Below are 22,711 nucleotides of genomic sequence, written 5' to 3'. Positions count from 1 at the left end.
ATGCTTTCGCGGAACGGCCGATCGTTTTCCTGCCAGGTGGCGCCGGCGCGTTTCGTCTGTTCGGGTCACTCGCATGCGTCGCAGATGTTCGCGCAGTGGGCAATGCTGACCGGTTCGATTCGGAAGGCGCTCCCGTCTATGTCATATACGGCAGCCGCCGGGCCTTTTCGTCTCCCGAACGAAACTATACCGTCGGAAAACCGGACCTTCATCGGCGCGACCGCCTGCCTGTCGTCAAAATAGAAACTGCTTTGAAAAGCGGGCGCGTGGACGGTTTGTTTGTTATGCCGGTCGGCCGCAACGACTTTTGCCGTACAGGTCAGGAGGGACTCGATCGCGCCGTTTGGGGCAAACACAAGCGAATTGGCCTCGCCGTCGAGTGCGATCGCATCCGGGTCGAACGCCGGAATCCGGCCGATGGGCGTATTGATTTCAGCGGGGACGGGCGGCTCCACGGATCGGACAGAACCATCCGGATACAGGCAGAAACCGATGCGCGTCTGCATGGTACCCAGGGGCGTCTTGACAAAGACGGAATCTCCCGGCCACAGCGTCAGGCTCTTGGGCTCTCCCGTCTCATAGAAGGCGATGTTGATGACCTTGCCCGAAAACGCGCAGACCGGCAGATCGAAATCCAGAGTGGGTGAAAGAGCCTGCTCATCCGACTCCGTCCAGTAAGCTGAAATGCTGCCGAAGGTGGGAAAGATGCGCTTGACCGCGCCGCTTTCATAAAAGGTGACCATCTCCGCGGGCAGGCTGCCGAGACTGGTTTGCACCTGCTCTGTCTGTTGCAGGATCAACGAGGACAGCGCGCCGCCTGCGTAAAACGTCATGGACTTGAGCAGTTTCTTCCGGTTGCCGTCGTCCAGATATTGCGGAATGAAGGTGCCGCAGGGCAGAGTCACTCTGTATTCCTGCCTGACGATGCAGCGCCTGAGCGCTCCGTTCTCAAAATAATCCGAGAGGCCGATGTCCTCGAACGCGCCGTATTTGGTAATGGCCGTTTCCAACGCAAGCACCGCCTTACATTAGAGGGGCGTGGCTGACCCGCAGAGTTTTTTTATCGGGCAGGATGTTGACGGTCTCGTATTGGAACCCCATCAGAGGAAGCTCCCGGTCGAACCACTTGGGCGTATGGGATACGATGACATCGAGCCGATTGAATTCGCCCCGCTTGACATGATCGAGCAGGATTTTTTTGGAAGATAGCTGCGGGTAGGCCATCTGTGCCTGTTGCAGGTTCACGACGAAATCGCCCTTGTTGGTCCCGTGCTCAAAGAACTGTGAGATGTCCACATTGTTGGCGGACTCGCTTTCTTTCTGATCCTCCAAAATGGTTTTCCGCACCGATGCGAGAGCGGAAGCGGCGTCGGACTTCACCAAAAAGATTTCAAAGCCTGCGCTTTCAAAAATGCTGAAGGCAACGCCTGAAAGATCGCTCGCAATGAGGATGCGGACATGGGGCAGACTTTCCACCACATCCGACAGGGATTGCCGAACGGCCGCGATACCCTGTGCATCTGGAACGGGGTTTTCTTTCCGGCTCAGTTCCTTCCACTCTTTGTTCTCATGCTCGTAGACCGCAAGAAAACCCGGCTCGAAAATGGAATGGGTTTTTCCTTCGTTGTTTTCTATCACTGCGATTTGCATCACGTAACACTCCTTTGTTTTTATGATATTTTCAAACCGGAAAGATCGTTGCGGGGCGGCGGAATGATGGCTTCGGCCCGTGCAAGCTCAGCCGTGTCGACCGCGCAGCAGCCTGGGTCATTCCGGTTCAGCATGGCGGCCACATCCTGCAGGCAGGCGTTGCCCGCCCGCTCCCCGATGCCCGAGATCGTGCAGCTGGCATAGGGGATGCCGGCTTCTTTGGCCGCCAGGGTATTGGCCAACGCAAGCCCAAAGTCGTTGTGCCCATGAAATTCGATGGGGAGCGGGCACCGTTCCCCGGCCTGTTTCAGCTTTTCGTACGCGGAAAACGGTTCAAGGCAGCCGACCGTATCCGCAAAGCGGATGCGCTCCGCGCCGCTTTGTGCGGCAACCTCTGCAAATTTCAAAAAGAAGCCGAGGTCCGCCCGTGAGGCGTCTTCCGCGCCGACCGTCACGCGGCAGCCCTGTGCCCGGGCAAATGCAATGGTCTGTGAAAGCGCCCGGAGCACCCACTCCCTGTTTTTGGCAAGCTTGTCCCGGATCTGCAGGTCGGAGACCGGAAGGGAGATATGGATCCACGAAAAGCCGCACGCGACCGAGGCGAGAATGTCGCTGCGATTGGCCCGGTTCCAGGCGATCAGCCTGGCATTCAGGCGGAGTTTTATCAACTCCCGCATGGTCTGTTGCTCAAATGAGCCCATCGCGGGGATACCGGCCTCGATGCAGCGAATGCCCGCGCGATCCAGCGCTTTTGCGAGCGTAAGCTTCTCTCGCATCGAAAAGACCAGACCCGCCTGTTGTTCCCCGTCGCGAAGTGTTGTGTCCACAAGCTCAAAAGTTTTTGCAGCCGACATGCTCCAGGCTCCCTTTCACGGTGTATTTTTCATAAAGCCCGAGCAGTTGGTTGTCGGTCAACGGCCGCTTCTGCCGATGCGCCAGTATCCTGACCTTGTCGAGCAGCGCCGCGGCGTCCTGCCGCGAAAGCCGGATGCCATGCTGTAACAGTTTGATGCGTACGGAGGCGTTCCCCGAGTGCTTGCCGATGACGAGCCGACGCGTCAGCCCCACATCCTCCGGCCGAATCACCTCATAAAGCGAAGGGTTTTTGACGATGCCGTCCACATGGATGCCGGATTCATGGGCAAAGATGTTTGGCCCGATCAGGGCCTTCCGCGCCGGCACGCGGATGTCCAGCATGGAAAGGACCGCGCGGAAATCTTCTGCCAGTGTCCGGCAAGAGGGAATGTTCACGTTCCACAGATGCCCGGCTGCCATCAGCACCTCTTCCAGCGGGGCGCGGCATCCGGCTCCGGCCGCAGACACCCCAACCCGGCCGACGCCTGCCCGGAGCGCCGCAAGGGTCTGCGCGGTGGCCATGCGGAAAGCATTTGAGGCTTTGAATTCGACCGGACAGGGCGCGTTTTGAACGAGGGCGCGCAGTCGCTCGAAAAGGCCGAAGAGATCCTCGGCCCCTTCCGAACAATAGACAATGCCCTTTATGCCATACCGCTCCGTAAACGTAAAAATGGGTTCCCATTCGCCCGGCTGCATTCTCCAGGCGTCCTCCAGGCAGAGATATACATCTCCGGGTTTGACGGCGCGCACGACAGCGGCAAGGCCTTTCAACCCGTTTGGGTCGGCCTGATGCACGCAGACTGTAACCTGCCGGAAATCAGCCGCCTGCACGGCATCTTCCACGGCGGTGCCTACCATGCATCGCATCCGCCCGGTGCCCGGTGTGTTGCCCGTGGACAGATACCGCCGGTAGGCATCGAGGCGGATGTCGAAGCATGAAACGGCATATCGGCCAAGCGTTTCGCACATCTTCTCAATTTCGGAGGAAGGCAGTTGCCGCTGCACTGCACATTCGACCGTGCTGTCTGAGAAATCGACCGCGATCATCCTGTTCGTTCCCTCCTTATCGATTGCATCATACCGGACCGTCGCCGGACATTCAGCCGCAAGCCGCGGGCACGCCGACTGCCTCCCTTGATGCCAGCGTTTCAGCCGCTTCCTTCAGGGCACCCTCAATTTGATTGTAGGTCGTGAAAATCTCCAGCCCTTTGTCGCGGAGCACATGGGATGGATGGTTCCCGATGCGCATGCAGACGACGCAATCGCATTCGTCGATGGTTTTGACCGCTTTGGCAATTTGATCCTCTTCGTCGGCCTGGTCGGGGCCGGCGCAGTACTTCTCGACCGGTCTTGCCTCCACAAAGCGAACCGCGCCGTCCCGATAATCGTAGATCAGGAATCGCTCCGCGTGTCCGAAGTGCTGATCGACCCGTGTGCCATCCACGGAGCATACCGCGAAACGGTAGCGGCCTTTGACGCCGGCCGCCTTATCGTCGTCGCTTTTCCCGCCGAATTGGCGGGAAAGATCGTTTTCCAGGGCGCCCACTGCGTCCGCGCGGCACTGCTTACAGTGGTACATCTGGGGCAGGATGTCCGCGCTTTGCTTGCGGATCCGGTTCAGATCCGCATTGCCGGCCGGCTCCATGTGCGCGAATTTGCTGCCGCTGACCGGGATGAGCTGCATGATATTGGTGATTCTGCAGCCGCAGTCCTTTGCCGTGCGGACGATATCTTCGATCTGATGCTCGTTGATGCCCTTGAGCAGCACGATGTTGACCTTGAGGACAACGCCTTTCTCGGCGAGGTAACGGATGCCGGAAAGCTGGTTTTGCAGCAGGATGGCCGCACCGTCCGCACCCGTATAGGTCTTGCCGAGGTAGTTGATGTGGTCGTAGATATTCGCGCCCGCGGCGGCGTCCACCGTGTTCATCGTTACCGTCACATGGCTCACGCCAAGGGCGAGCAGATCGTTCGCGTAGAACGGGAGCATCAGCCCGTTGGTGGACAGGCAGAAGGTTACATCCGGGTCGCGCTGCCGAATCTGCCGCAGTGTCTCGCGGACTTCTTTAAAGTTGGCAAGCGCGTCACCGGGGCCGGCGATGCCGGCAACCGTCAGATTCGGTATGGTCTTTTTTGCCTCAAAATACCGGGATACGGCCTCCCCGGGTGTCAGCACGGCGCTTACGACGCCCGGCCGCGATTCGTTGACGCAATCGAATTGCCGGACACAGTAATTGCACTGGATGTTGCATTTGGGCGCCACCGGCAGATGGATGCGTGCGTTTTGGGAAGCCCCGCAGTTATAACAGGGATGGTTCATTGTTTTTTCCAGGTTTGCCGCCGCAGAGTTTTGAATCACTTCTTTCACCGCCTTAGATATTGTCGTATTGTTCCCACAGGATGTTGTCGGAACGAAATGCGCGTTCCCAGTCGTTCCCCATGATCTCCATCATGTTGAGCATGCCGGTAAAACCGAAATACGCTTTGTCTAAGTAAACGTCGCGGTTCGTCGGCAAAAACAGATCGAACCCCACCTGGATGCCCACCTCTTTTGCCAGATAGGACTCCCAGGAGGAACCGATGACGGCGCTGACATTTGCCTCCTGCAGCGCGCGTTTGGTCTGGTAGCCGTCCGCCGCGAAAGCGACTTTCGCCTTGAGCCCCATGCTTTCCAGTTCGCTTTCCAAGAGCCGTTTGGCTTCCTCCCTGCCGCTGCGCAGCAGGATCAGGGTGGGGATCATCTCCAACTCCTCGAACAGCATGCGGGTCAGGCCGATGCCGAAGGTTGCGTCCGTGGAGATGGCCACTCTGCAGTTGCGATATCGCGGGATAATCATCAGCGCACGGCGGCGCAGGATGTCGATGACGTATTTCTCACCGGCTTCGATCATGTTTTCCGCTTCCTCATGCGCGTCGAAGGTGTCGGCAAGAGCGCGAAGAAAGCGTTTGGTATTCGTGATGCCGATGGGGAGAGGAATGTCGGATAAGATCAGCGGGATTCCAAAATCCGCCTCCAGCTTTTTGGCAAATTTATATCCGGCGTCATGGCTGAGCAGAATGGTGGCGGACGCGCGACCCGCCCCCTCGATTTCGCGCATGGTGGTATCGTGCGAGATGACGGACTGGACACGGACCCCCATGCGTTTGAGGCATTCCGTCATCCATTTCAGGTCGGCGCCCCAGGTCGGGTTCAGGCTTGCCTGCGGGCAGATGAGGTTGACGCTTTTGGGGATGGTCTCGCCCTTCTTCTGGATGAAGCGGGTAAAGGCGGCAAGCCCGATATCCATTCCGTCGTATTTGTTGCCGCGGAATCCGCCGGCGACGACGGGGATCAGTATGCCGTCGACCTCATGCTGAATGGAGGCACAGAGCCCCTCGATGTCTTCGCCGATGATGTCGGCCGCGCAGGTGCCTACGACGAAGATGACCTTGGTCGCAAACTTTTGGTCCGCCTCCTTGATCATCTGTGCCAGCTTGTCGGTCGCACCCATCACGATGTCGGTTTCAAACAGATGTGTGCAGGCGGTTTTCCGGTGGGTAAAATCAATCTCGTGGGTATCATACGCCGCCGCTACGGTCGCCGCGCACCCCTGTGGGGAATGAATGACCACGCTGACGTTGCCGATGCCCGCAATGATGCTGGCAACGCCCTCCAATGCGCAGCTCATCAGCGGGTCCTTGCTGTGGGAGCAGTCTTCGAAAGTCAGTTCATCATACATTGGCCTCGCCCCCTTCTGTGTTCCGCGTAGATCGTGCAGTCCGGCAACTCGTTGGAAAGCTTGGACGTGAGCGACGCCCCGGAAGCCAGCCCCGCGTTTTTGGGAAATACAATCTGTTTTGTCAGGCTGCTGCGCGGCCGGAATGCGTATGCGAGCGATGTGGTGATGCATTCCGCGACCTTGAGCGCACCGCGGTAGCCAAAGCGCGGACGGTTGAGAATGGCGTTCAGATCCACCAGCGGGATGTGCGGAAAGCTCAGCGACGAACCGAAATAGACCGTTTCGGCCGGATTCGTGCTGCCGAGGAAAGCCATGAGTTCTTCCTCTGTTTGCTGCATGGATTCGTATTTGCCAAAGGCGAGCGTTCCTTTGGTGATGAGGATTTCCGGGTCTACGCCCGTTTCAAGCAGGTAATCGATGCTCGTTTCACGCGCCTGCGCGCTCCAGGGATGAAAATTGTAGATGACCGGGCGCATGCCAAAATCTTTTTCCAGCATGTGTGCGATGGACAGGGATTTGATCGCATCGTGCCCTTCGACAATGGCCAGTTTCCCTTCCAGATATTGCTTCGCCGCCTCATATTCCTCTTTTACCGCGTCATATTCCGCCTGCATGAACGCCTGTGCCTGTTCCTCCATACCGAGATGTTTGGCGGCGCCCATCAGCCATTTTTCAGTGGCGGCGATGCCGTATGGCAGGATGGTCGAATTGAGCGGCGTGCCGTGCTTATCGCGCATGGCTTTGCCGATCGGGTAGCCCAGGTCGAGGCAGAGCGCACAGTTGACGGCGGCGCTCGGCGCGGCCTTGAGCTGCGCGAGCGTGCAGTTGCCCGCGATGACCGCGTGCACGTCGGCGCCCATCCCGTGGATGAGTCGCACCAGTTCTTTTACGTCGGTATCGACTTCGGTCCGTTCCGGCCCCATTTTCGCGCCGACAATGTTGACACTGTGCTTTAAGGTTTCCCGCTTTTCCGGCGTGGGGGGCTCCATGAAATCGACGATCTGCTCAAAAACCAGGTCGAACCCGGTACGGTAGTCGCCCGCGAAGCCCTCACAGTGAATCGGCATGATTTCAGCACCAATCTCGCCTTTCAGCTTGCCGACGACCGCATCCACATTGTCGCCAATGATGCCGGTGGCGCAGCTCGTCGCCACGATGATGATCTCCGGGCGGTATTTCCGGTCGACCTCCAGAATGGCTTCGCGCAGGTTTCGCTCGCCGCCGTAGATGACGGTGTTCAGATCCGCGTCGGTGCTGACGACAGGCTCGTAATACGAACCGCTGTTGCGGCAGTTCGTCAGTTTATAGGCCTGCTTGACGCCGTATGCGCAGCCGCTCGGCCCGTGGGTGATGATTACGGCATTCCGGATGCCGCTGAGGACTTTGGTCGCCGTCCAGAATTTGCAGGGACGCGTATGGCTGCCCTGAAGGTGTGTTGGAATTTTACCTTCTTTGGCAAGCAGGTACAGTTCGCTGAGCTTGCCATGAAAAACGATCTGGTCCTTGGTGATGCCGGACATTTCAGCTCACTCCTCCATCCTTGATGTATCATACGAAACGATGGCACGAAGGCAAGATATTGATCTTGGCGCTTTTTAATATGGAGAGATTTTTTCTTGGATTTCAAACAGATACGTGAGCGAAAGATCCGGGAAGAGTTCCGACTGTATTTTTTTGGCCTCTTCAAACGTAAAGGAGGTCTCCGCGTGGATCTTTTTATATACCGTCGTATCGCTCGCTTGAAGTACAGAAGCAATGTCTTTGAGTTGAACCCCACGTTGTAGCATCGCGTTTGTGAGGTGTGAATACGAATTCATAAGCATCCCTCCATAGGCGTTCTGTCGCTTGTCACTCTGAAACGGGCCGTCCCCCGGCTTTCGGCGTATCACGCGTTATCGGCGGAACCGTACGGCGGTTTTGGATACCTGGAGCTGCATGCCGGATAAATCTCGTAATGATGCGTTACGTTTGATTCTGCCCGGCAGATTCCGTCAAGATATGAATCAATTTGTTGCTTTTTGTGCCGTTTTGTTGTAAAACACCTTATCACATATTTGGGAGGTTTGCAATATTTTGATGGTGACTGTCAAATTTCGTTCGATATCTTCACGTTTTCACTGAAACATCCGGCCGTTTTGGGGAATTCCGTTGCGACAGGGTGTATTCTCGGGAAGCAGTGCCATTTGCCCGCAAACAAAGCGTTTGAAGCGCCAAGGGCCCGCATGCAAAGCCCCAATCGGCTTGCTCACGTTGGGAAAAAGCGCCGATAGCATGGGCTACCAGCGCTTTTCCCATATTCATTAGGCCTTGTCCGTACTTTTCAAACCGATGGATCGTCTGCTTTTAAACAAGGCGTGGAAGAGAGCGGGCGATGACCAAAAGAACGGCTGTTCCATCGCAAAGCGGTTTTGCCTGTATGGGAGCGGCCTTCGCCGTATTCAGGGATGGACAGGATATCCCCATTGATATCCGACTTCCGCACCGGGCGCCTGCCGTTCCATTTGGCAGGATACAGTCCGCCCGCTATAGCCGACGGAAGAGGCCGGCGCTTACCAGACGTTGAGCAGGTACTCGTCCTTGTGCTTATATTCCATGTCGGTGAACATGGCGTTTGCAATGCTTTCTGCGAGCATGGAAGCACCCTTGTAGCCAATGATCGGATATTTCCAAAGGCCCGCGCGGTCGAAGGTCGGGAAGCCGACCCGAACCATCGGAATGTTGTTGTCAATGGCGATATACCGGCCCTTCGAGTGGCCCAGAATGAGGTCGATATCCGCTCCCTTATTCTTAATGCGGTCCTCAAGCTCAAACATATCGGCGTTGCAGACAACCTCGATATCGCAGTTGGCCTTCTCTTCCAACTCTTTGAAACGGGGGTCTTTCGAGTAGGTCTTGTTGTCGTCGCCGAGCAGGAGAAGCACCGGCTGCAGCTCAACCTCCAGACAGAACTGCGCCAAGCCGATCACAAGGTCTGGGTCGCCGTAGATGGCAACCTTTTTGTCTGCAAAGAACATGTGCACCAGATCGGCGATCGCGTCCAGCGCCTTGCCGCGTTCCACAACCAGTGATTCCGGAATTTCCTTTCCGGTCAGCTTGCTGATGTTCTGAATCAGTTTATCGGTGTTTTCAATGCCAATGGGCGTGGGCCCAATGACAGCCGGTACGTCGAACTCATCCTGAAGGAACTGCGCGGTGCTGCCCCCTTCAAACGGGCAGAGGGCAATGGTGCCGACGGCGTTCGGCGTTTCGACAAAATCTTCGATGGTTGTGTTCCCATAGGCAAACGCGTCTTTGTCGGGCATGGTCGGCGCATCGAAGGTTTCGGTGTCGATCAGGATGTTGCCTTCGACCCCCATCTCGTTGAGGATGTATTTGATTTCCGTCACATCGCCGGGGTTCAGCCAGCCGGTAATGATGTTGAGCTTTCCGTTTGATTCTGTCTTTTTTGCAAGCTCCTTCGTCAGTGCGAGAAGCGCTGTGTCGTAGCCTTTGACGTGGCTGCCGCTGTAGCTGGGGGTATGCACCGGAACCAGCTTGACCGAACGGTTCGGAAACTGCTCTTTGAGCATGCGTCTGGCCTTACGCGCAACACCGTCCACGTCATCGCCGATGGTTTCGGTCGAGCAGGTCGTGATGATGGGGACGATGCGCAGATCGGGGTAGCGCTGGACCAATGTGTCGATGCCCACCTCAACATTCTTCATGCCGCCAAGCACCGCGGCGCTTTCGTGCAGCGAGGAGGAAGCAATGTCGAAGTTTTCTTTGAAATGCTGCGCAAACAGAAGCCGGACAAACGTGCAGCATCCCTGGCCGCCATGAACCAGCGGAATGCAGTCCCTGATACCGATCCCGGCAAACTGCGCGCCGCAAGGCTGGCAGTTATACATGGGATTGATAACGCCGGCGCGCTCTTTATCCTTTATGGTTAAAGACATTCATATCACCTCTTTGTTGTTCCCTGTGAATCAGTAATTTTCGTTGTTCAATTCTGCGTTGCGGGAATTGGTTACCGTCACGTCCATGAGTTTTTCAAATGCCCCCTGGATCACGTCACGCCGCTCATCATCGCTGAGCTTGAGCATCCAGGGAAATTTCTCCTTGACTTGTTCAGCCAGCAAAACGGCGTCCGCATAGTGGCACCGGTCTTCCGGAGTTTCCCGGAGGACTTTTTCACCGGTCAGCAGTTTGACCAGATCCTCGCAGGTGACATGGATGTTTTCTTCTCTGTCCCACGAGCGGGAATGGAACTGAAACAGGCAGCGCTCCTGCAGATACAGAAAGAGCTGTTCGGTTTTTTCCGACATATTCACGCACCCTTTCTGATGTCTTTTCCGGCAAGTGCCCAGATCGGCGAATGAATGCCGTTGTAAATGTCACGCGCGCAGTTTACCCATCCCTCAAAGCCCATGTATGGGCCGTTGTGATAGGCGTGGCCGTTGATATATGGAATATGAAGTTTTTTGACCAGCTCGCCTACACGTGGGCCGGTAAAGATCACATCGACTTTTTTCTCTTTGAGAACCTCGAAGAACTCCAACTCGTTTCCATCGTCAATGTAGATGGTGCCGATGTTGCCGCGGGCGATGACCTTTTCGAAGTCTTCCTGATGGCCGAATTTCGAGGACATGGAGACGACCTCCATGCCAAGGTCGTCTTCCAGAGCCTTGGTCCAGTGCCAGAGGCGCGGGCCGCCCGTCCAGATGCAAAGCTTTTTGCCTTTCAGCCGCTCCTTGTACCAGTTGAGCTTGGGCTCCCACTTTGCATATTCCTCGGCGATGACCTGCTCCGCCCTGTTCTCAAGACCAAAGAACGCGCCGACCTTGCGCAAAGATTCGGCCACGTAGTTGAAGCCCCAGGTATCCACGTCCAGGCGCGGAATGCCATACTTTTTCTTCAGCTCGTTGGCGATATAACCCGCGCTGCGCGCGCAGTTGACGACATTCAGCTGCGCGCGGTGCATGCTGCGCAGGCCGTCATAGGTTTCGTTGCCCGTGAAATGCGCGATGACCTGGATGCCCATGCGGTGAAAATAATCGCTGAGTACCACGGAATCGCCTTGGATGTTGTAGTCACCGATCATGTTGATCGTGTAGTCGCTGGTGATCTCCGGCTCGTATGTACCGACCTTTTCATTCATCCAGTCGATGTTGAAAACATGGTGGCCTTTGGACTGGCTGACACCGGCAAAACCGGCGCACTGCGAGCAGAAGATATCGACATCGCCGAGCTCTTTCATGACATCTTTTGCCACCGCCTTGGGGTCGTCGCCGATGAGCGCCGTCGCGCAGGTGGTATAGATAATCATGCGTTTGCAGTTTGGAAAAGCCTTGAAGGCTTCCAGAATGTTCTGCTTGAGCAGTTTCTCCGCGCCGAAGATGACATGCTTTTCTTTCACGTCGGTGGAGCAGACATACTTCAACTGGTAATTGTCGTTGTCGCTCGGATAGCGCTTGGTGTGCCAGGTGTTATATGCACAGCCGACCGGGCCGTGGATCAGCTGGATCGTGTCTTTCAGCACACCGCCGATGACCAGCTTCGCGCCGCAGTAACTGCACCCGCGTTCTGAGATGGAACCCGGGATGGTGTCGATGTTGGCCATGGGCAGGAACATGGACGTGTCTTCGCCCACGTTCTTGACATACACATGCCTTTTGCGTTCCGGTATGACGGTATCGCATTCGAATAGCTTTAACGGCATGAGGGTTTCCTCCATTTTATTCAATTTGCGGTGGATTGCATAAAGAAGCCGTGCCTTGGCAGGGATGGCCGCCTGTAATCTGTTTGTTATAAATGAAGCGGCAAAGATCTGTCATGCTTAGAAATCAAATAAGCGCATCCGTGCCTGTTTCGTTGGTTCTGACTCTGACTGCACCTTCAAGCGGGCAGACAAAAATTTTGCCGTCGCCGATTTGAGCGGTTTGGTTGACGGCGATCAGTGTTTTTAGTATCTCATCCACGCTGTTGTCATCGACAATAATCGAAATCATCCGTTTGGGGATAAACTTCATGCCGATGCCCTTTTCAGCAGCTTTCATTTTGGTATCAATGGGCGTCGTAACCTCACCTGCAATGCCCCTTTGGTGGCCGCGCCCCATCACGGCTGAAGCTGTGAAGCTGGGGAAGCCGAGACGGTCCAACGCCTCTTTGGTCTTTTCCATTTTGTTGGGGCGGATGATCGCGATGATCTCCTTCATTACGTCTGCCTCCGTTTCGTTCAGCTTATAGGCCTTTTTTGCCGGTTCTCACCGTATAGGCATTGTCCACGGTGTTCACGAAAATTTTGCCGTCTCCGAAATTGCCGGTGTATGCCTTGTAACTGATGGCCTTGATGACGTCGTCTACCGCATCGTCGTCCACCACAACCATGATCATGGTTTTAGGCAGCTCGTCATAGTGCACCTGCCCGACCGAGATGCCTTTCTGCTTGCCGCGGCCAAATACGTTGAATTTGGTCATGGAATAGAAACCGGCTTCGGAAAGTCCATCGGTAATGTCCGTGGCTTTTTCCGGACGGACAATCGCACGAATCATTTTCATAAAAATCCTCCCAACTTAATGTTCAAATTTCAAGGTTCGAATTTGGGCCGCATCCGGCAGACGATGAAACCGTTCCCGTTTTTTGCGCAATTTTGGATAAACGGGCGAAGGTTCCTCTTGTATACTGTGTCGGAGTTCTGCCTGCGTCAGTCCATCAGGCCGTATTTGGAAACCATTTTCTCCAGACAATCCATATCCAGAGGGGAAGGGACAACGAACATTTCGTTTTCGATGATTTTTTTCGCCAGAGTCTCGTATTCGTGAGCCTGGTTGCAGTTGTCGTCGTATTCCACGACGGATTTCTTGTTGAATTCCGCTTTCTGCACGATGTTATCGCGGGGCACAAAGTGGATCATCTGGGTGCCGAGAGCGGTGACGAACTCATCCATCAGCTCGTGCTCGTTGTCCACTTTACGGCTGTTGCAGATGATGCCGCCCAGGCGCACGCCGCTCTGGTTCGCATATTTCAACAGGCCGCGGGAGATGTTGTTGGCCGCGTAGATCGCCATCATTTCGCCGGAAGCCACGATGTAGACTTCCTGCGCCTTACCGTCGCGGATGGGCATTGCGAAACCGCCGCAGACAACGTCGCCCAGAACGTCGAAGTGAACGAAATCCAGATCTTCCGTGTAGGCGCCCAGATCTTCCATCAGGGAGATGGCGGTGATAACACCACGGCCCGCGCAGCCAACGCCGGGTTCCGGACCGCCGGATTCCACACAGCGGATACCTTCGAAACCGGTTTTGACCACTTTCTCAACCGTGATGGCATCTTCGCCTTGCTCACGAAGCATATCCATGATGGTATCCTGCGGTTTGCCGCCGAGCGCCAGACGCGTGCAGTCGGCTTTCGGGTCACAGCCGTGGATGAACACCTTTTTGTTGTGGAAATGCGAGAGCGCGCACGCCGTGTTTTGCTGCGTGGTGGATTTGCCGATGCCGCCTTTGCCGTAGAATGCGATTTTTCTGGTCATTTAAAATGGCCCCTTTCAAATAATAAATTTGTATTTATATAAAGTTATAAATACCGAATGGAAGCGGCCTTCCGGCAGCCGGTTATTTGGACGCCGTCGAAGAAGCTGCAGAAGACGCGCTGGAGGAAGACGTGGAGGAAACCACGTTCAGGATGTCGCTTGCCTGTTGGTCGGTGATCGTTTTGTGGAGGAACAGATTGTAATACGTTTTGGTTTCGCTCTTCATGTCCAGCTTCACCGTGTCCGGATAGAGCAGGTTTGCGAGCCACTCCACGCCGAGGATGCGCGTGGCGGACGGCGGGCGGTCAAACCAGTTGAAGGGGAGTGAGGGGATCTGATAGATCTGTTTGTTCTTCACAGCGTTGATGGCGGCCCATGCCGGCGTTGAATACACTTTGGAATAGAAGCCGCCTTTTGCGGCGGTCGCGCCCACGAGGATGACATCCGGATTCCACGCAATCACCTGCTCCAGCGAGACCTTCGCCATCGAGCCGGTTTTGTCCTCCGAGATGTTCGCCACATTGATGCCGCCCGCCACATCGATGACCTGCGCGTGCACATTGCCCGAAATGTCCGTCTGAAGCCAATCGGCGCCTTCCGCGTAATAAACCTTGCGCTTTTTGGAGGCCGGAATTTTGGCCATTGCCTTTTCCACCGTGCCGAGCGCCTTTGTCGTGCTGTCCGCAAGCTTTTTCGCGCGGCTCTGAACACCGAGCACATCGCCTAGGAAAGTGTAAACCTTCGCGGTGTTTTTTAGCTCAATATCCACATAGACGACCGGAATGCCCAGTTTGGACTGCAGTTCGTCCGGCTGATACACCTCGTCCTCATTGGAGCAGATAATCACATCCGGCTTGAGTGCGATGATGTTCTCAAAATTTGCCGAATTGGAGGTGTCGGTCGCAAGCACCGGAAGGTTGAAGTATTTGTCGTCGATATAGGGCTTTGCGTCGGTCTTGGGCGTAAAGCTCCAGCCCAGCAGTTTATCCGGGGCCAGTATGTAGGTGTCGACCGAGGTGTTGTTGCTCAGCGAGACGACCCGAGTGACGTTTTTGGGAATGGTCACCTTTCTGCCCGCCATATCGGTGACCACTCTGGTCGTGCTGCTCGAATCAGTCGAGGAAGTGGCGGATATCTTTGTGTTTGTGCTTGCACATCCATATAACGTAAACAGCAGCGCGAAGCACAAAGCCAGCAGCAGGAGCCGGAACGGCCCTGTGATTTTACATTCTCTTTCCTTTTGAAACATTTGCTTCCCCTGCTTTCTTTTGTTGTATGGTTGTATATCGATTTACAGAAGCCCAGGCGAGCCGAACCGCGCGTGAGGATGTTTTACAGCCACCCTTTCTTGCCGCGCAGCAGCAAGAAGACAAAAAACGGAGCCCCGATCAACGCCGTCAAGATACCGAGCGGAATCTCGATCGAAATTGCGCTGCGGGCCACATCATCGACGGCGAGTAAAAAGATACCGCCCGTGACCATGGAGACCGGCAGCAGCTTTTTGTAGTTCGGCCCGACCAGCATGCGGGAAATATGCGGCACCACAAGGCCGACCCACCCGACCATCCCGCTGACGGAGATCGCGCAGGCCGTCAGCAGCGTAGAGCAGGCGATGATGACCAACCGGAGTCTTTTGGTGTTAACACCCATCGCGATGGCCTCTTCCTCTCCGAAGGAAAGTACATTGATTTTCCAGCGGAGAAGGTAAAGCGGCAGAATGCCGATCCCGACCGGAATCAGAAGCTTCAGAATATCCCCCATGCCGAGCAGGCGCGACAGGCTGCCCATGAGCCAGAATGTGATCTCCGGCAGCTTGCTGTCCGGGTCGGCGACATATTTGATGGCCGATGTCAGCGCGGCGAACATGGATTCCATGACGATGCCGGTCAGCACCAGAATCAGGATTACATTGCTGCCTTTGCCGATGGCACGGCTCAACAGATAAGAAAGCATGACCGCGAGCAGGCCGAAAGCAAATGCGGAAATCTGGATGCCCACGGTGTTGAAAGAAAGGAGGATCGCAAGCGCCGCTCCGAAGCCCGCGCCGGCAGCCGCCCCCAAAATATCGGGCGAGACCATTGGGTTTTTGAACAGACCCTGATAGGATGCGCCCGATGCAGAGAGCGCGGTGCCCACTAAGATCGCGGCGAAGATGCGCGGGATGCGGATGTTCATCAGCACAGTTTCAATCGTTGCGGGATAAGAAAAATGCATGCCAAACGTTTTATCCAGAACGAAACCGGCGAATTGGTCGATGGGGATACCGAATCTGCCCAAATTGATGGAAAGAAGAAACAGGACAATCAGTGAGACAATCAGGAGCGGGAGAACCGGGATGTCCAGATGGTCGGCCCCGTCGTGTGTGCGGGTCTTTGTTCTCACGGCTTTCCCGATCCGGCTCTGAGTTTCCATTTCCATTTTTCCACCTTCTTTTCGTAGCGCAGATGATTCCCAAAAGAAAGGAGCCCTTTTTAAGCGTTGCGCTTAAAAAGGGCTCCATCGACCTCTTGTTATTCGGTTTGGCAAAACGATGCATCACGGAACTTATCGTGTCAAAACGTAACGAAAACGGATTTATTTCGTCTGTGCTGTTATTATAGACTACATTTCGTCTATTGTCAAACACTTTTTGATATTCCGTTTATCACGCGTTTCCATTCGTTGCATTTACGGACCGCCGCATTTATGCTATCATTATCAAAAACGATAGAAATGAAGATCGACATGGATACAACGGAATTTGTTTTGGCGCTTATTAAAGGAAAATACAAAAGCGTACGTCAGTTCGCCCTTGCGGCCGATATCCCATATTCCACAATCAAGAGCGGCTTGAAGGCGGGCATCAATGGAATGGCCGTTGAAACCGTTATTAAAATGTGTGCTACGCTGGGTATCCAATTGGAAAGCCTTATGCCGAACCATACGGATTTCGGCGACCCCCGCCAGCTTTCGTCTGAAGAGTGGCGGATCATTACGAAATTCCGAAACTTGTCTGATAACTCCAAGCTGGAGCTGGTCCGCTATCTGGATTTTCGTGAGCAGCTTGATGAGCACAACGAAAGCATCCGGTATCCGGCAGATGAACAGTCGAAAACACGGTAATCCGGTCCGAATGGCGGATGCCTTTGACATCGGCTGTTTTTTATGCCCGCCGCTCCCGGTGGCCGCCCGGTTGGGCTTGTGGTGCAAGGTATGTCCGCGTGATCTGCCCGGTGTGTTGCCCGGAATCATGCGTGCCATGCCGCAGCCTTTACGTTTTGATTTATAACGTTTTATTTAGGAAAAGATAGCGTATGGTCCGATGTTTTGCGATGTTTTATTTTAAGTCAGCCTTTTTTCGCTTTTTATACAGAATCTATTGCGGTTTTGATTTGTTGAAGTATAATAAAACGTAACGTGACGTGATATCCAGACTGTCTGGACCGGAAAGCAGGTGAGTGGGTGGACGGATGCCGCATATTCAAATTCAATACGGTCATGTATCAGGGCAGACCTTCCTATGAGATGTTTGGTCAGCTGCATCAATGCATCATGGCCGGTGGTTGTTCCCGAATCGAGATCGACATGAGTGAATATCGATATATGCACCCCGCGTTTGCGGTGCTCGTCGCGTCGTCTATCTATCTTGGTGACAAGTACGGCAAAGAGGTCGTCATCCGTTACGACATTGCCAACCAAAAACTTGCGCAGTTCCTCAAGCAGGCGGGCATCTGCGGATGCTATTATTCCCCCAAACATCGCACGCAGTTGGATTCGAAAAACTCTTCTATTCCGTTCAACCGGTTCCGGCGCATCGAAGACACTTATTCAACGGTTGAAAAGATTCTAAACTGTGCTCCCGTCTACCTGAGCAGCGCATTGAAAAACCAGTTTATTTCCAAAATCACCGAGATCTTTTCCAACGCGTTTGAACATGGAAAAAGCGAGATCGGCGTGTTCTGCTGCGGCTTTATCAACAGCTCCAACCATTTTTCTTTTTCGGTGTATGACGCCGGCGTTGGGGTCTGCACCAACGTGAACCGCTATCTGCACACCCGTCTCAGCAATGAGAAAGCGCTGGAATGGGCTTTTGACAAGACACACTCAACTTTGAACGGCATCGTGGATTACCCGCGCGGCGCCGGCCTGAGCCTGCTGGAAAGCTTCTCCCGTGCCAACCATGGGCGGATCGATTTTGTCACCGAAAGCGCGTATTGCCGGATCGATTCGAAATCCAGAAAGTTCTATCAATTAAAAAACCCCATCAAAGGCACAATCGTCAGCATGAACATTCATGCTGACGACCGGCATATCTATCTGGTGGACTGAACGAGAGGTGAGAAAACGCTATGCAAAAAGTAATGGTCCGCGATATTGCAACGATGGCTCTGACCGAATCGGACGGAAGGAAGCTGCGAAAGGCGATCGAGGCCTCTCTGAAGGACGGCGAGACAGTCGAACTCGACTTTTCCGGCATCTCGCTTTTCGCCACGATGTTTTTCAACGCAAGCATCGGAAATTTCGTCATGAAGCTTTCTCCGGACGAATGTGCGGAAAAAATCCGGCTGACGAACATTTCGGATCTCGGGATGGACACATACCTTCACTCCTTTGAAAACGCCAGCGCCATCTACGCCCAACAGGAAACGCTCATCAAGATAAGCGACATCACCCAGTCCAACATTACGGACAACTGAAGGTGATGGAATGCATACGATCTATGACATTACGAATCTGCCGGTATTTCCGGACCAAACGGTCGCATTTGCCATGGATACCCATATCCTTTTGTGGACCTTTTACAGCCGGTGCGCAATCACCAAGGCCTATCAGAAAACCGCTTATCCGGAATTTATCAAGAATGTCATTTCGCACGGAAACAGGCTGATCGTTACGACGCTCAACATCAACGAAATGCTCCATTTCATCGAAAAAAACGAGTGCGACATTTACAACAATCTCAAAGGAACCAACCTGTCCGTAAAGAAATTCCGGCAACTGCCCGCACAGCGCAGCATGGTGCAGCATGAGATCACGCTGATTCTGAAACAGCTTTCCTCCATCCCCGGCATTGCGATCGAACCCGCAACGATCAGCCCCGGGATGGTGGAGGCCTTTGCGGACGGGTATTCTTCTCATCGCTGTGATTTTTTCGATTACTATCTGCTCGATTTCTGCAAACGCAGTGGGGTGGCCGTCATTTCGGATGATGTTGATTTTTATTACAGTTACAGCCCGATTGACCTGTTCACTGCAAACGCGCAGATCCTGCGCATGGCGTCCGAATAGAGCGGCATGGGATGTTTGCCACCACGCGGTGGAGCAACCAAAAGGCAATTTGTAGATTGTTGTTATATTTAACCTAATTGTTGACTATGGACGACATTTAATCTATAATGAAAAAACAAGAATCACACAGTTTTAGCCGCTGCAAACGAAGGAGTTTGTCCCGCATGACGGGCAAGCTCTTTTTTTGTGAACAGGGCGGCGCTTTCCACAGGGGAGGGGGGCCTGTATGAGAAGAATACAGATCAGGCGAGAACTTTGCGACGGTTGCATGAAATGCACGGCCGCCTGCGCGGCGGAGTATGACCAGACCGGCGGCCAGACTATGGAAGGGATGGATTCCGCCGAAGAGCAAAGCGAAAGCCGCATCAGCATCCTTCCGGATGCCAATGGGCACTTTACGCCGATTTTCTGCCGCCAGTGTGACGAGCCTGCGTGCGCTCAGGCCTGCATCAGCGGAGCGATGGCCAAAAATCCGCTTTCCGGCCGGGTTACGTATGACGCAGATTGCTGCGCCGCCTGCTTTATGTGCGTGCTGGCCTGCCCGTTTGGGGTATTGAGGCCCGACCAGAGCACGCATAGCGTGATCGTGAAGTGCGACTTGTGCAACCGGCGCGAAATTCCCCGCTGTGTGGAAAGCTGCCCGAAAGGGGCACTGCTGGTGATCGAGGTGAATGTGTGATGCATTATGTAATACTTGGCGCGGGTGCCGCGGGACTGAAGGCCGCAGAGCGGCTGCGCATACTGGATCAGAAGGGCAGAATCACGGTCGTGGCCGAAGACGTCAGCCCGGTCTCGCGCTGTTTGCTCCATCATTACATTGCCGGAGCCCGTGCGCTGGACGATCTCAGCTTTGTTCCCTCCTACTTCTTTGGAGAAAACAACATCCGTTTTATCAATAAGAGCGCCTGCCCCTCCATCGACTTTGACCAGAAGGTCATGCGTCTGCACAACGGTGAGCGGCTCCGCTACGACAGGCTGCTGATCGCAACCGGCGCGCGTGCCGTCCTGCCGCCTGTCCCGGGGCTTGCGCAGGCAGGCAACGTGTACACTCTGCGCGCCTTTCGGGATGCGGAAGGCATTGCGGAGGTATGCGGCACGGGTGACCGGACAGCCGTCGTGATCGGTGCGGGTCTGGTTGGCATGGATGCGGCGCAGGCGCTTCTGCAGCGTGGCGTAAAGGTTCATGTTGTGGAGCTTGCTGACCGTGTCCTGCCGCTTTACTTGGATGCACCCGCGGCCAGGCTTTACCAGACACTGTTCGAGCAGGAAGGGGCAGCATTCCACACTGGAACCGCCGTTACGAGCGCGCAGCAAAATGGCGCCGGTCAAGTCTGTTCTCTGGTGCTTGCAAACGGAGAGACGGTTCCCTGTGATTTTGTCGTGGTGGCTTCCGGCGCGCGGCCCAATCTTGCCTTTTCCTCGCAGAAATCGGGAAACATACCGCGCACAAGCAGCGCCATAGAAGTTGACGACCATATGCGCACGAGCACTCCGGACGTTTATGCCGCGGGCGATGTCACCGGCATCTCGGGCATCTGGCCGCTCGCCGTGAAGCAAGGCATCGTCGCCGCTGAAAACATGGCCGGGAAGGACAGCGTGTATCAAGATACGTTTTCAAAAATCAACGCCCTGAATTTCTGCGGTCTGCCGGCGCTGTCGATCGGAGAGGTGAATCCTCCGGAAGATACCGATTCCGCAATCGAAACGTTGACTTCGGGCGCCGTTTACAAGAAATTCGTGACCGAAAACGGCATTTTACGTGGCGCGCTGCTTGTGGGTGATATCGCAGGCGGTGGATTTTACGCCGCGATGGTCAAGCGGGGAATCCCGCTCAAACGCGCAGCACAACGGTGGAATGAAAATTTTACCGATCATTTCGCGGTCGATGAGAAAGCGAGATACTTCTATGCAGAACCGACGCCGCGGTAAAGGGTCCATTCTGTAATGGGCGGACGCACAAACCCGCACGGAAGGGGTGCCCTTCCGTGCGGGTTTGTGCCGTGGCGATCGGATATGTTCGTCTAACAAAATCACCGGACGCGGCCTTGGAATATGCGCTGAGTTATTCGCCGCATGCGGAGTGAAAGGGCCTGCGTCAGGCGGCCCGTGATGCGGATCGTCCGTATGGGATGCAGAGGCAACAAGCGCGATGCCGTCTGTTTTTCAGTTGGACTGTATCCGCTCTGTTTCCATCCGAAACCATTCGCGCGTCTTATCCGACGGTGATTGTATGGGAAAAAGATTTCATTTGCCGGGGCTCTAATAAATAGATCCCGCGTTTTTCTTCAAAAACATCGCTTTCGTCGCTGCAAGTTGCCAATCCGCTCCATGGCTCCAGTGCAACAAACGGTCCGTCATTTGAACTGGACCAAATAAGCAGATTGTTAAAATCATGAAAAGAAAGTGCCACATAATGGCCGGTGTGCGGATTCCGTAATTTCACGTTCCTCGATTTCAGTCGGTCAAAAATCAAGGCATCCTTGTAAAACAGGCTGTGCTTTAATGGAAGAGTTTTGGAGTCCGTCAAAACACGCCTGCGGTTTTCTACATCCACAAGGCCGGTATCTGGCACGATCTGGGGACAGTCGGCGGTCTCCGGGTATTCAAATTCGATTTGATAATCCTCAAAACGTTCGCCCTGGAGCAAAGGACAATTAAATCCGGGATGACCGCCGATTTGAAACGGGAGCACGCCGTCACCGGTATTCTGAACGATGTATTGCACCTCAATGCTGTTTTGGTGAAGGACATACTTCTCGATCAGATGAAAGCGGTAGGGAAACTGTGACAACGTGGATTCGTTGGAATCAAAGGAAAAAGAAATGGATTCACCGGTACATGCAATCATGTCAAAGTTCTGCTTGCGCGCCACGCCATGGCGTTCCATATGGCAGGTCTTATTTTTCCCGACGGTTGCCTCTTTATTGCGCAGGCTTCCTACAATCGGGAAAAGAATCGGCGCCTGGCCGCTCCAATAGGCTGCGTCGCCCTGCCAAAGATATTCTATGGCATTTGCCTTTATGGAAGTCAACTGTCCGCCATACGCGCTCAGTTTCAGGTCTACGTACTCGTTTTTTAATGTGTAATCCATCATGACAAGCGTTCCTCCCGGCGCGTTTTACCACGCGATCAATCTTGGATTTTCTTGAAATGCAAACGATATAAAAAGCCCTTGAACAAATGTGTTTTTGCAGAAAGCAGCTTCCATATTGCCGGTATGCCCAAACACTTGCCGATTCTACAAGCAATGCGCGCCCGGCGGCCTTTCGAGGCGGTTGATTGCAGGCATGCCGGTGCCAACGCCGGCCCGGAACATATTGGTGCATAGGCAAGACGGATGCCGGCTTTTACATGATTATACGCTTTCCCATAAAAATCAGCAATAGATGGTGAAAAACGGAGCATCGGGAGATTCCTGGAATGGGCATATCATGGCCATTGTAATCGAAAAGCCCATGGAACAGGGCCGGTTCAAAAGAGGACGTCCCTTTTTCGGTAGGTGTCCCGGAAAAAGGCACACAAAATATTACATAAATTTTACAAAGGCTATATAAAGATGTAATTTTTCCTTCCGCGAAAAAGTTACATACTTAAAGCATGGTCGAAATTGCTTTTCCGGAACGGATGCGTTGCTGAAATGGGACAGCCGTTTCCTTGTATAAAGAAACGCTTCCGGTAAAAGCAAAAACATTTTTTGACAACCGGGAG

At 54.3% G+C, this 22,711-nt stretch carries 24 protein-coding genes; 6 read left to right on the top strand and 18 right to left on the bottom strand.

What is annotated here, in order from left to right; all coding sequences use genetic code 11:
• Positions 1 to 65: 65 nt before the first annotated feature.
• From ETHHA_RS11720 to ETHHA_RS11645, 16 genes are all read right to left on the bottom strand, one after another.
• Positions 66 to 1,010, bottom strand: a complete 945-nt coding sequence (locus ETHHA_RS11720) for a hypothetical protein (protein WP_013486182.1) — start codon at positions 1,008 to 1,010, stop codon at positions 66 to 68.
• Between the two features lie 13 nt (positions 1,011 to 1,023).
• Positions 1,024 to 1,650, bottom strand: a complete 627-nt coding sequence (anfO, locus tag ETHHA_RS11715) for a Fe-only nitrogenase accessory protein AnfO (protein WP_013486181.1) — start codon at positions 1,648 to 1,650, stop codon at positions 1,024 to 1,026.
• A gap of 20 nt (positions 1,651 to 1,670) precedes the next feature.
• Positions 1,671 to 2,504, bottom strand: coding sequence for a beta/alpha barrel domain-containing protein (locus ETHHA_RS11710; protein WP_013486180.1), 834 nt, complete (start codon positions 2,502 to 2,504; stop codon positions 1,671 to 1,673).
• Complete coding sequence (locus ETHHA_RS14740) at positions 2,482 to 3,552, bottom strand: homocitrate synthase/isopropylmalate synthase family protein (RefSeq protein ID WP_013486179.1); 1,071 nt, start codon at positions 3,550 to 3,552, stop codon at positions 2,482 to 2,484. The genes ETHHA_RS11710 and ETHHA_RS14740 overlap by 23 nt, the downstream gene beginning before the upstream one ends.
• Before the next feature lie 52 nt (positions 3,553 to 3,604).
• Positions 3,605 to 4,864 carry a NifB/NifX family molybdenum-iron cluster-binding protein gene (locus ETHHA_RS11700; RefSeq protein WP_013486178.1) on the bottom strand — a complete coding sequence of 420 codons (1,260 nt, stop codon included), beginning with the start codon at positions 4,862 to 4,864 and terminating at the stop codon, positions 3,605 to 3,607.
• A 13-nt stretch (positions 4,865 to 4,877) separates the two neighbouring features.
• Positions 4,878 to 6,224, bottom strand: a complete 1,347-nt coding sequence (locus ETHHA_RS11695) for a nitrogenase component 1 (protein WP_013486177.1) — start codon at positions 6,222 to 6,224, stop codon at positions 4,878 to 4,880.
• On the bottom strand, positions 6,209 to 7,744 hold the full coding sequence (locus tag ETHHA_RS11690; RefSeq protein ID WP_013486176.1) for a nitrogenase component 1: 1,536 nt from the start codon (positions 7,742 to 7,744) through the stop codon (positions 6,209 to 6,211). The genes ETHHA_RS11695 and ETHHA_RS11690 overlap by 16 nt, the downstream gene beginning before the upstream one ends.
• Positions 7,745 to 7,819: 75 nt before the next feature.
• On the bottom strand, positions 7,820 to 8,041 hold the full coding sequence (locus ETHHA_RS11685; RefSeq protein WP_013486175.1) for a hypothetical protein: 222 nt from the start codon (positions 8,039 to 8,041) through the stop codon (positions 7,820 to 7,822).
• A 732-nt stretch (positions 8,042 to 8,773) separates the two neighbouring features.
• Positions 8,774 to 10,159, bottom strand: a complete 1,386-nt coding sequence (locus ETHHA_RS11680; protein WP_013486174.1) for a nitrogenase component 1 — start codon at positions 10,157 to 10,159, stop codon at positions 8,774 to 8,776.
• A 30-nt stretch (positions 10,160 to 10,189) separates the two neighbouring features.
• Positions 10,190 to 10,528: a Fe-only/vanadium nitrogenase subunit delta gene (locus ETHHA_RS11675; protein WP_013486173.1), complete on the bottom strand. Its 339-nt coding sequence runs from the start codon at positions 10,526 to 10,528 to the stop codon at positions 10,190 to 10,192.
• Between the two features lie 2 nt (positions 10,529 to 10,530).
• Positions 10,531 to 11,922: a nitrogenase vanadium-iron protein, alpha chain gene (gene vnfD, locus ETHHA_RS11670; protein WP_013486172.1), complete on the bottom strand. Its 1,392-nt coding sequence runs from the start codon at positions 11,920 to 11,922 to the stop codon at positions 10,531 to 10,533.
• A 124-nt stretch (positions 11,923 to 12,046) separates the two neighbouring features.
• A complete protein-coding gene (locus tag ETHHA_RS11665; RefSeq protein WP_013486171.1) occupies positions 12,047 to 12,418 on the bottom strand; it encodes a P-II family nitrogen regulator in 372 nt (123 codons plus the stop codon).
• Positions 12,419 to 12,443: 25 nt separating this feature from the next.
• A complete protein-coding gene (locus tag ETHHA_RS11660) occupies positions 12,444 to 12,761 on the bottom strand; it encodes a P-II family nitrogen regulator (RefSeq protein ID WP_013486170.1) in 318 nt (105 codons plus the stop codon).
• A gap of 146 nt (positions 12,762 to 12,907) precedes the next feature.
• Positions 12,908 to 13,735 (bottom strand): nitrogenase iron protein, encoded by an 828-nt coding sequence (nifH, locus tag ETHHA_RS11655; protein ID WP_013486169.1) that lies wholly within the window; start codon positions 13,733 to 13,735, stop codon positions 12,908 to 12,910.
• 82 nt (positions 13,736 to 13,817) lie between these two features.
• Positions 13,818 to 14,984 (bottom strand): ABC transporter substrate-binding protein, encoded by a 1,167-nt coding sequence (locus ETHHA_RS11650; protein ID WP_013486168.1) that lies wholly within the window; start codon positions 14,982 to 14,984, stop codon positions 13,818 to 13,820.
• An 83-nt stretch (positions 14,985 to 15,067) separates the two neighbouring features.
• Entirely contained in the window at positions 15,068 to 16,153 is a 1,086-nt protein-coding gene (locus ETHHA_RS11645; protein WP_013486167.1) for a FecCD family ABC transporter permease, read from the bottom strand.
• Between the two features lie 306 nt (positions 16,154 to 16,459).
• Here ETHHA_RS11645 and ETHHA_RS11640 point away from each other — a divergent pair, with 306 nt between their 5' ends.
• The 6 genes from ETHHA_RS11640 (at position 16,460) to ETHHA_RS11615 (ending at position 20,932) form a co-directional block, all read left to right on the top strand.
• Positions 16,460 to 16,837: a hypothetical protein gene (locus ETHHA_RS11640; protein WP_137143901.1), complete on the top strand. Its 378-nt coding sequence runs from the start codon at positions 16,460 to 16,462 to the stop codon at positions 16,835 to 16,837.
• Positions 16,838 to 17,176: 339 nt separating this feature from the next.
• Positions 17,177 to 18,043 carry an ATP-binding protein gene (locus ETHHA_RS11635; protein WP_013486165.1) on the top strand — a complete coding sequence of 289 codons (867 nt, stop codon included), beginning with the start codon at positions 17,177 to 17,179 and terminating at the stop codon, positions 18,041 to 18,043.
• Positions 18,044 to 18,063: 20 nt separating this feature from the next.
• The gene (locus ETHHA_RS11630; RefSeq protein WP_013486164.1) at positions 18,064 to 18,411 is read left to right on the top strand and encodes an STAS-like domain-containing protein; all 348 of its coding nucleotides are present in this window, start codon (positions 18,064 to 18,066) and stop codon (positions 18,409 to 18,411) included.
• A gap of 10 nt (positions 18,412 to 18,421) precedes the next feature.
• Positions 18,422 to 19,003, top strand: a complete 582-nt coding sequence (locus tag ETHHA_RS11625) for a PIN domain-containing protein (RefSeq protein WP_013486163.1) — start codon at positions 18,422 to 18,424, stop codon at positions 19,001 to 19,003.
• A 226-nt stretch (positions 19,004 to 19,229) separates the two neighbouring features.
• Positions 19,230 to 19,682, top strand: coding sequence for a 4Fe-4S dicluster domain-containing protein (locus ETHHA_RS11620; protein WP_013486162.1), 453 nt, complete (start codon positions 19,230 to 19,232; stop codon positions 19,680 to 19,682).
• Complete coding sequence (locus tag ETHHA_RS11615) at positions 19,682 to 20,932, top strand: NAD(P)/FAD-dependent oxidoreductase (protein ID WP_013486161.1); 1,251 nt, start codon at positions 19,682 to 19,684, stop codon at positions 20,930 to 20,932. Before ETHHA_RS11620 ends, ETHHA_RS11615 begins: the two co-directional genes overlap by 1 nt.
• A 283-nt stretch (positions 20,933 to 21,215) precedes the next feature.
• Here ETHHA_RS11615 and ETHHA_RS11610 read toward each other — a convergent pair whose 3' ends face one another.
• Positions 21,216 to 22,097, bottom strand: a complete 882-nt coding sequence (locus ETHHA_RS11610; RefSeq protein WP_013486160.1) for an aldose 1-epimerase family protein — start codon at positions 22,095 to 22,097, stop codon at positions 21,216 to 21,218.
• 35 nt (positions 22,098 to 22,132) lie between these two features.
• Complete coding sequence (locus ETHHA_RS15670; protein ID WP_137143900.1) at positions 22,133 to 22,408, bottom strand: hypothetical protein; 276 nt, start codon at positions 22,406 to 22,408, stop codon at positions 22,133 to 22,135.
• Positions 22,409 to 22,711 lie beyond the last annotated feature (303 nt).

The sequence above is a fragment of the Ethanoligenens harbinense YUAN-3 genome (genome assembly GCF_000178115.2).
GTDB lineage: Bacteria > Bacillota > Clostridia > Oscillospirales > Ethanoligenentaceae > Ethanoligenens > Ethanoligenens harbinense.
The sequence above is the reverse complement of the archived record's forward strand: the minus strand, read 5'-3'. Positions and strand labels throughout refer to the sequence as shown.

Bases quoted from the DNA above. Each gene is read 5' to 3' on its own strand.
- anfO (WP_013486181.1), bottom strand. From the start codon at position 1,650: ATGCAAATCGCAGTGATAGAAAACAACGAAGGAAAAACCCATTCCATT.
- ETHHA_RS11710 (WP_013486180.1), bottom strand. From the start codon at position 2,504: ATGTCGGCTGCAAAAACTTTTGAGCTTGTGGACACAACACTTCGCGAC.
- ETHHA_RS14740 (WP_013486179.1), bottom strand. From the start codon at position 3,552: ATGATCGCGGTCGATTTCTCAGACAGCACGGTCGAATGTGCAGTGCAG.
- ETHHA_RS11695 (WP_013486177.1), bottom strand. From the start codon at position 6,224: ATGTATGATGAACTGACTTTCGAAGACTGCTCCCACAGCAAGGACCCG.
- ETHHA_RS11690 (WP_013486176.1), bottom strand. From the start codon at position 7,744: ATGTCCGGCATCACCAAGGACCAGATCGTTTTTCATGGCAAGCTCAGC.
- ETHHA_RS11685 (WP_013486175.1), bottom strand. From the start codon at position 8,041: ATGAATTCGTATTCACACCTCACAAACGCGATGCTACAACGTGGGGTT.
- ETHHA_RS11680 (WP_013486174.1), bottom strand. From the start codon at position 10,159: ATGTCTTTAACCATAAAGGATAAAGAGCGCGCCGGCGTTATCAATCCC.
- ETHHA_RS11675 (WP_013486173.1), bottom strand. From the start codon at position 10,528: ATGTCGGAAAAAACCGAACAGCTCTTTCTGTATCTGCAGGAGCGCTGC.
- vnfD (WP_013486172.1), bottom strand. From the start codon at position 11,922: ATGCCGTTAAAGCTATTCGAATGCGATACCGTCATACCGGAACGCAAA.
- ETHHA_RS11665 (WP_013486171.1), bottom strand. From the start codon at position 12,418: ATGAAGGAGATCATCGCGATCATCCGCCCCAACAAAATGGAAAAGACC.
- ETHHA_RS11660 (WP_013486170.1), bottom strand. From the start codon at position 12,761: ATGAAAATGATTCGTGCGATTGTCCGTCCGGAAAAAGCCACGGACATT.
- nifH (WP_013486169.1), bottom strand. From the start codon at position 13,735: ATGACCAGAAAAATCGCATTCTACGGCAAAGGCGGCATCGGCAAATCC.
- ETHHA_RS11650 (WP_013486168.1), bottom strand. From the start codon at position 14,984: ATGTTTCAAAAGGAAAGAGAATGTAAAATCACAGGGCCGTTCCGGCTC.
- ETHHA_RS11645 (WP_013486167.1), bottom strand. From the start codon at position 16,153: ATGGAAATGGAAACTCAGAGCCGGATCGGGAAAGCCGTGAGAACAAAG.
- ETHHA_RS11640 (WP_137143901.1), top strand. From the start codon at position 16,460: ATGGATACAACGGAATTTGTTTTGGCGCTTATTAAAGGAAAATACAAA.
- ETHHA_RS11630 (WP_013486164.1), top strand. From the start codon at position 18,064: ATGCAAAAAGTAATGGTCCGCGATATTGCAACGATGGCTCTGACCGAA.
- ETHHA_RS11625 (WP_013486163.1), top strand. From the start codon at position 18,422: ATGCATACGATCTATGACATTACGAATCTGCCGGTATTTCCGGACCAA.
- ETHHA_RS11620 (WP_013486162.1), top strand. From the start codon at position 19,230: ATGAGAAGAATACAGATCAGGCGAGAACTTTGCGACGGTTGCATGAAA.
- ETHHA_RS11615 (WP_013486161.1), top strand. From the start codon at position 19,682: ATGCATTATGTAATACTTGGCGCGGGTGCCGCGGGACTGAAGGCCGCA.
- ETHHA_RS11610 (WP_013486160.1), bottom strand. From the start codon at position 22,097: ATGATGGATTACACATTAAAAAACGAGTACGTAGACCTGAAACTGAGC.
- ETHHA_RS15670 (WP_137143900.1), bottom strand. From the start codon at position 22,408: ATGCTCCGTTTTTCACCATCTATTGCTGATTTTTATGGGAAAGCGTAT.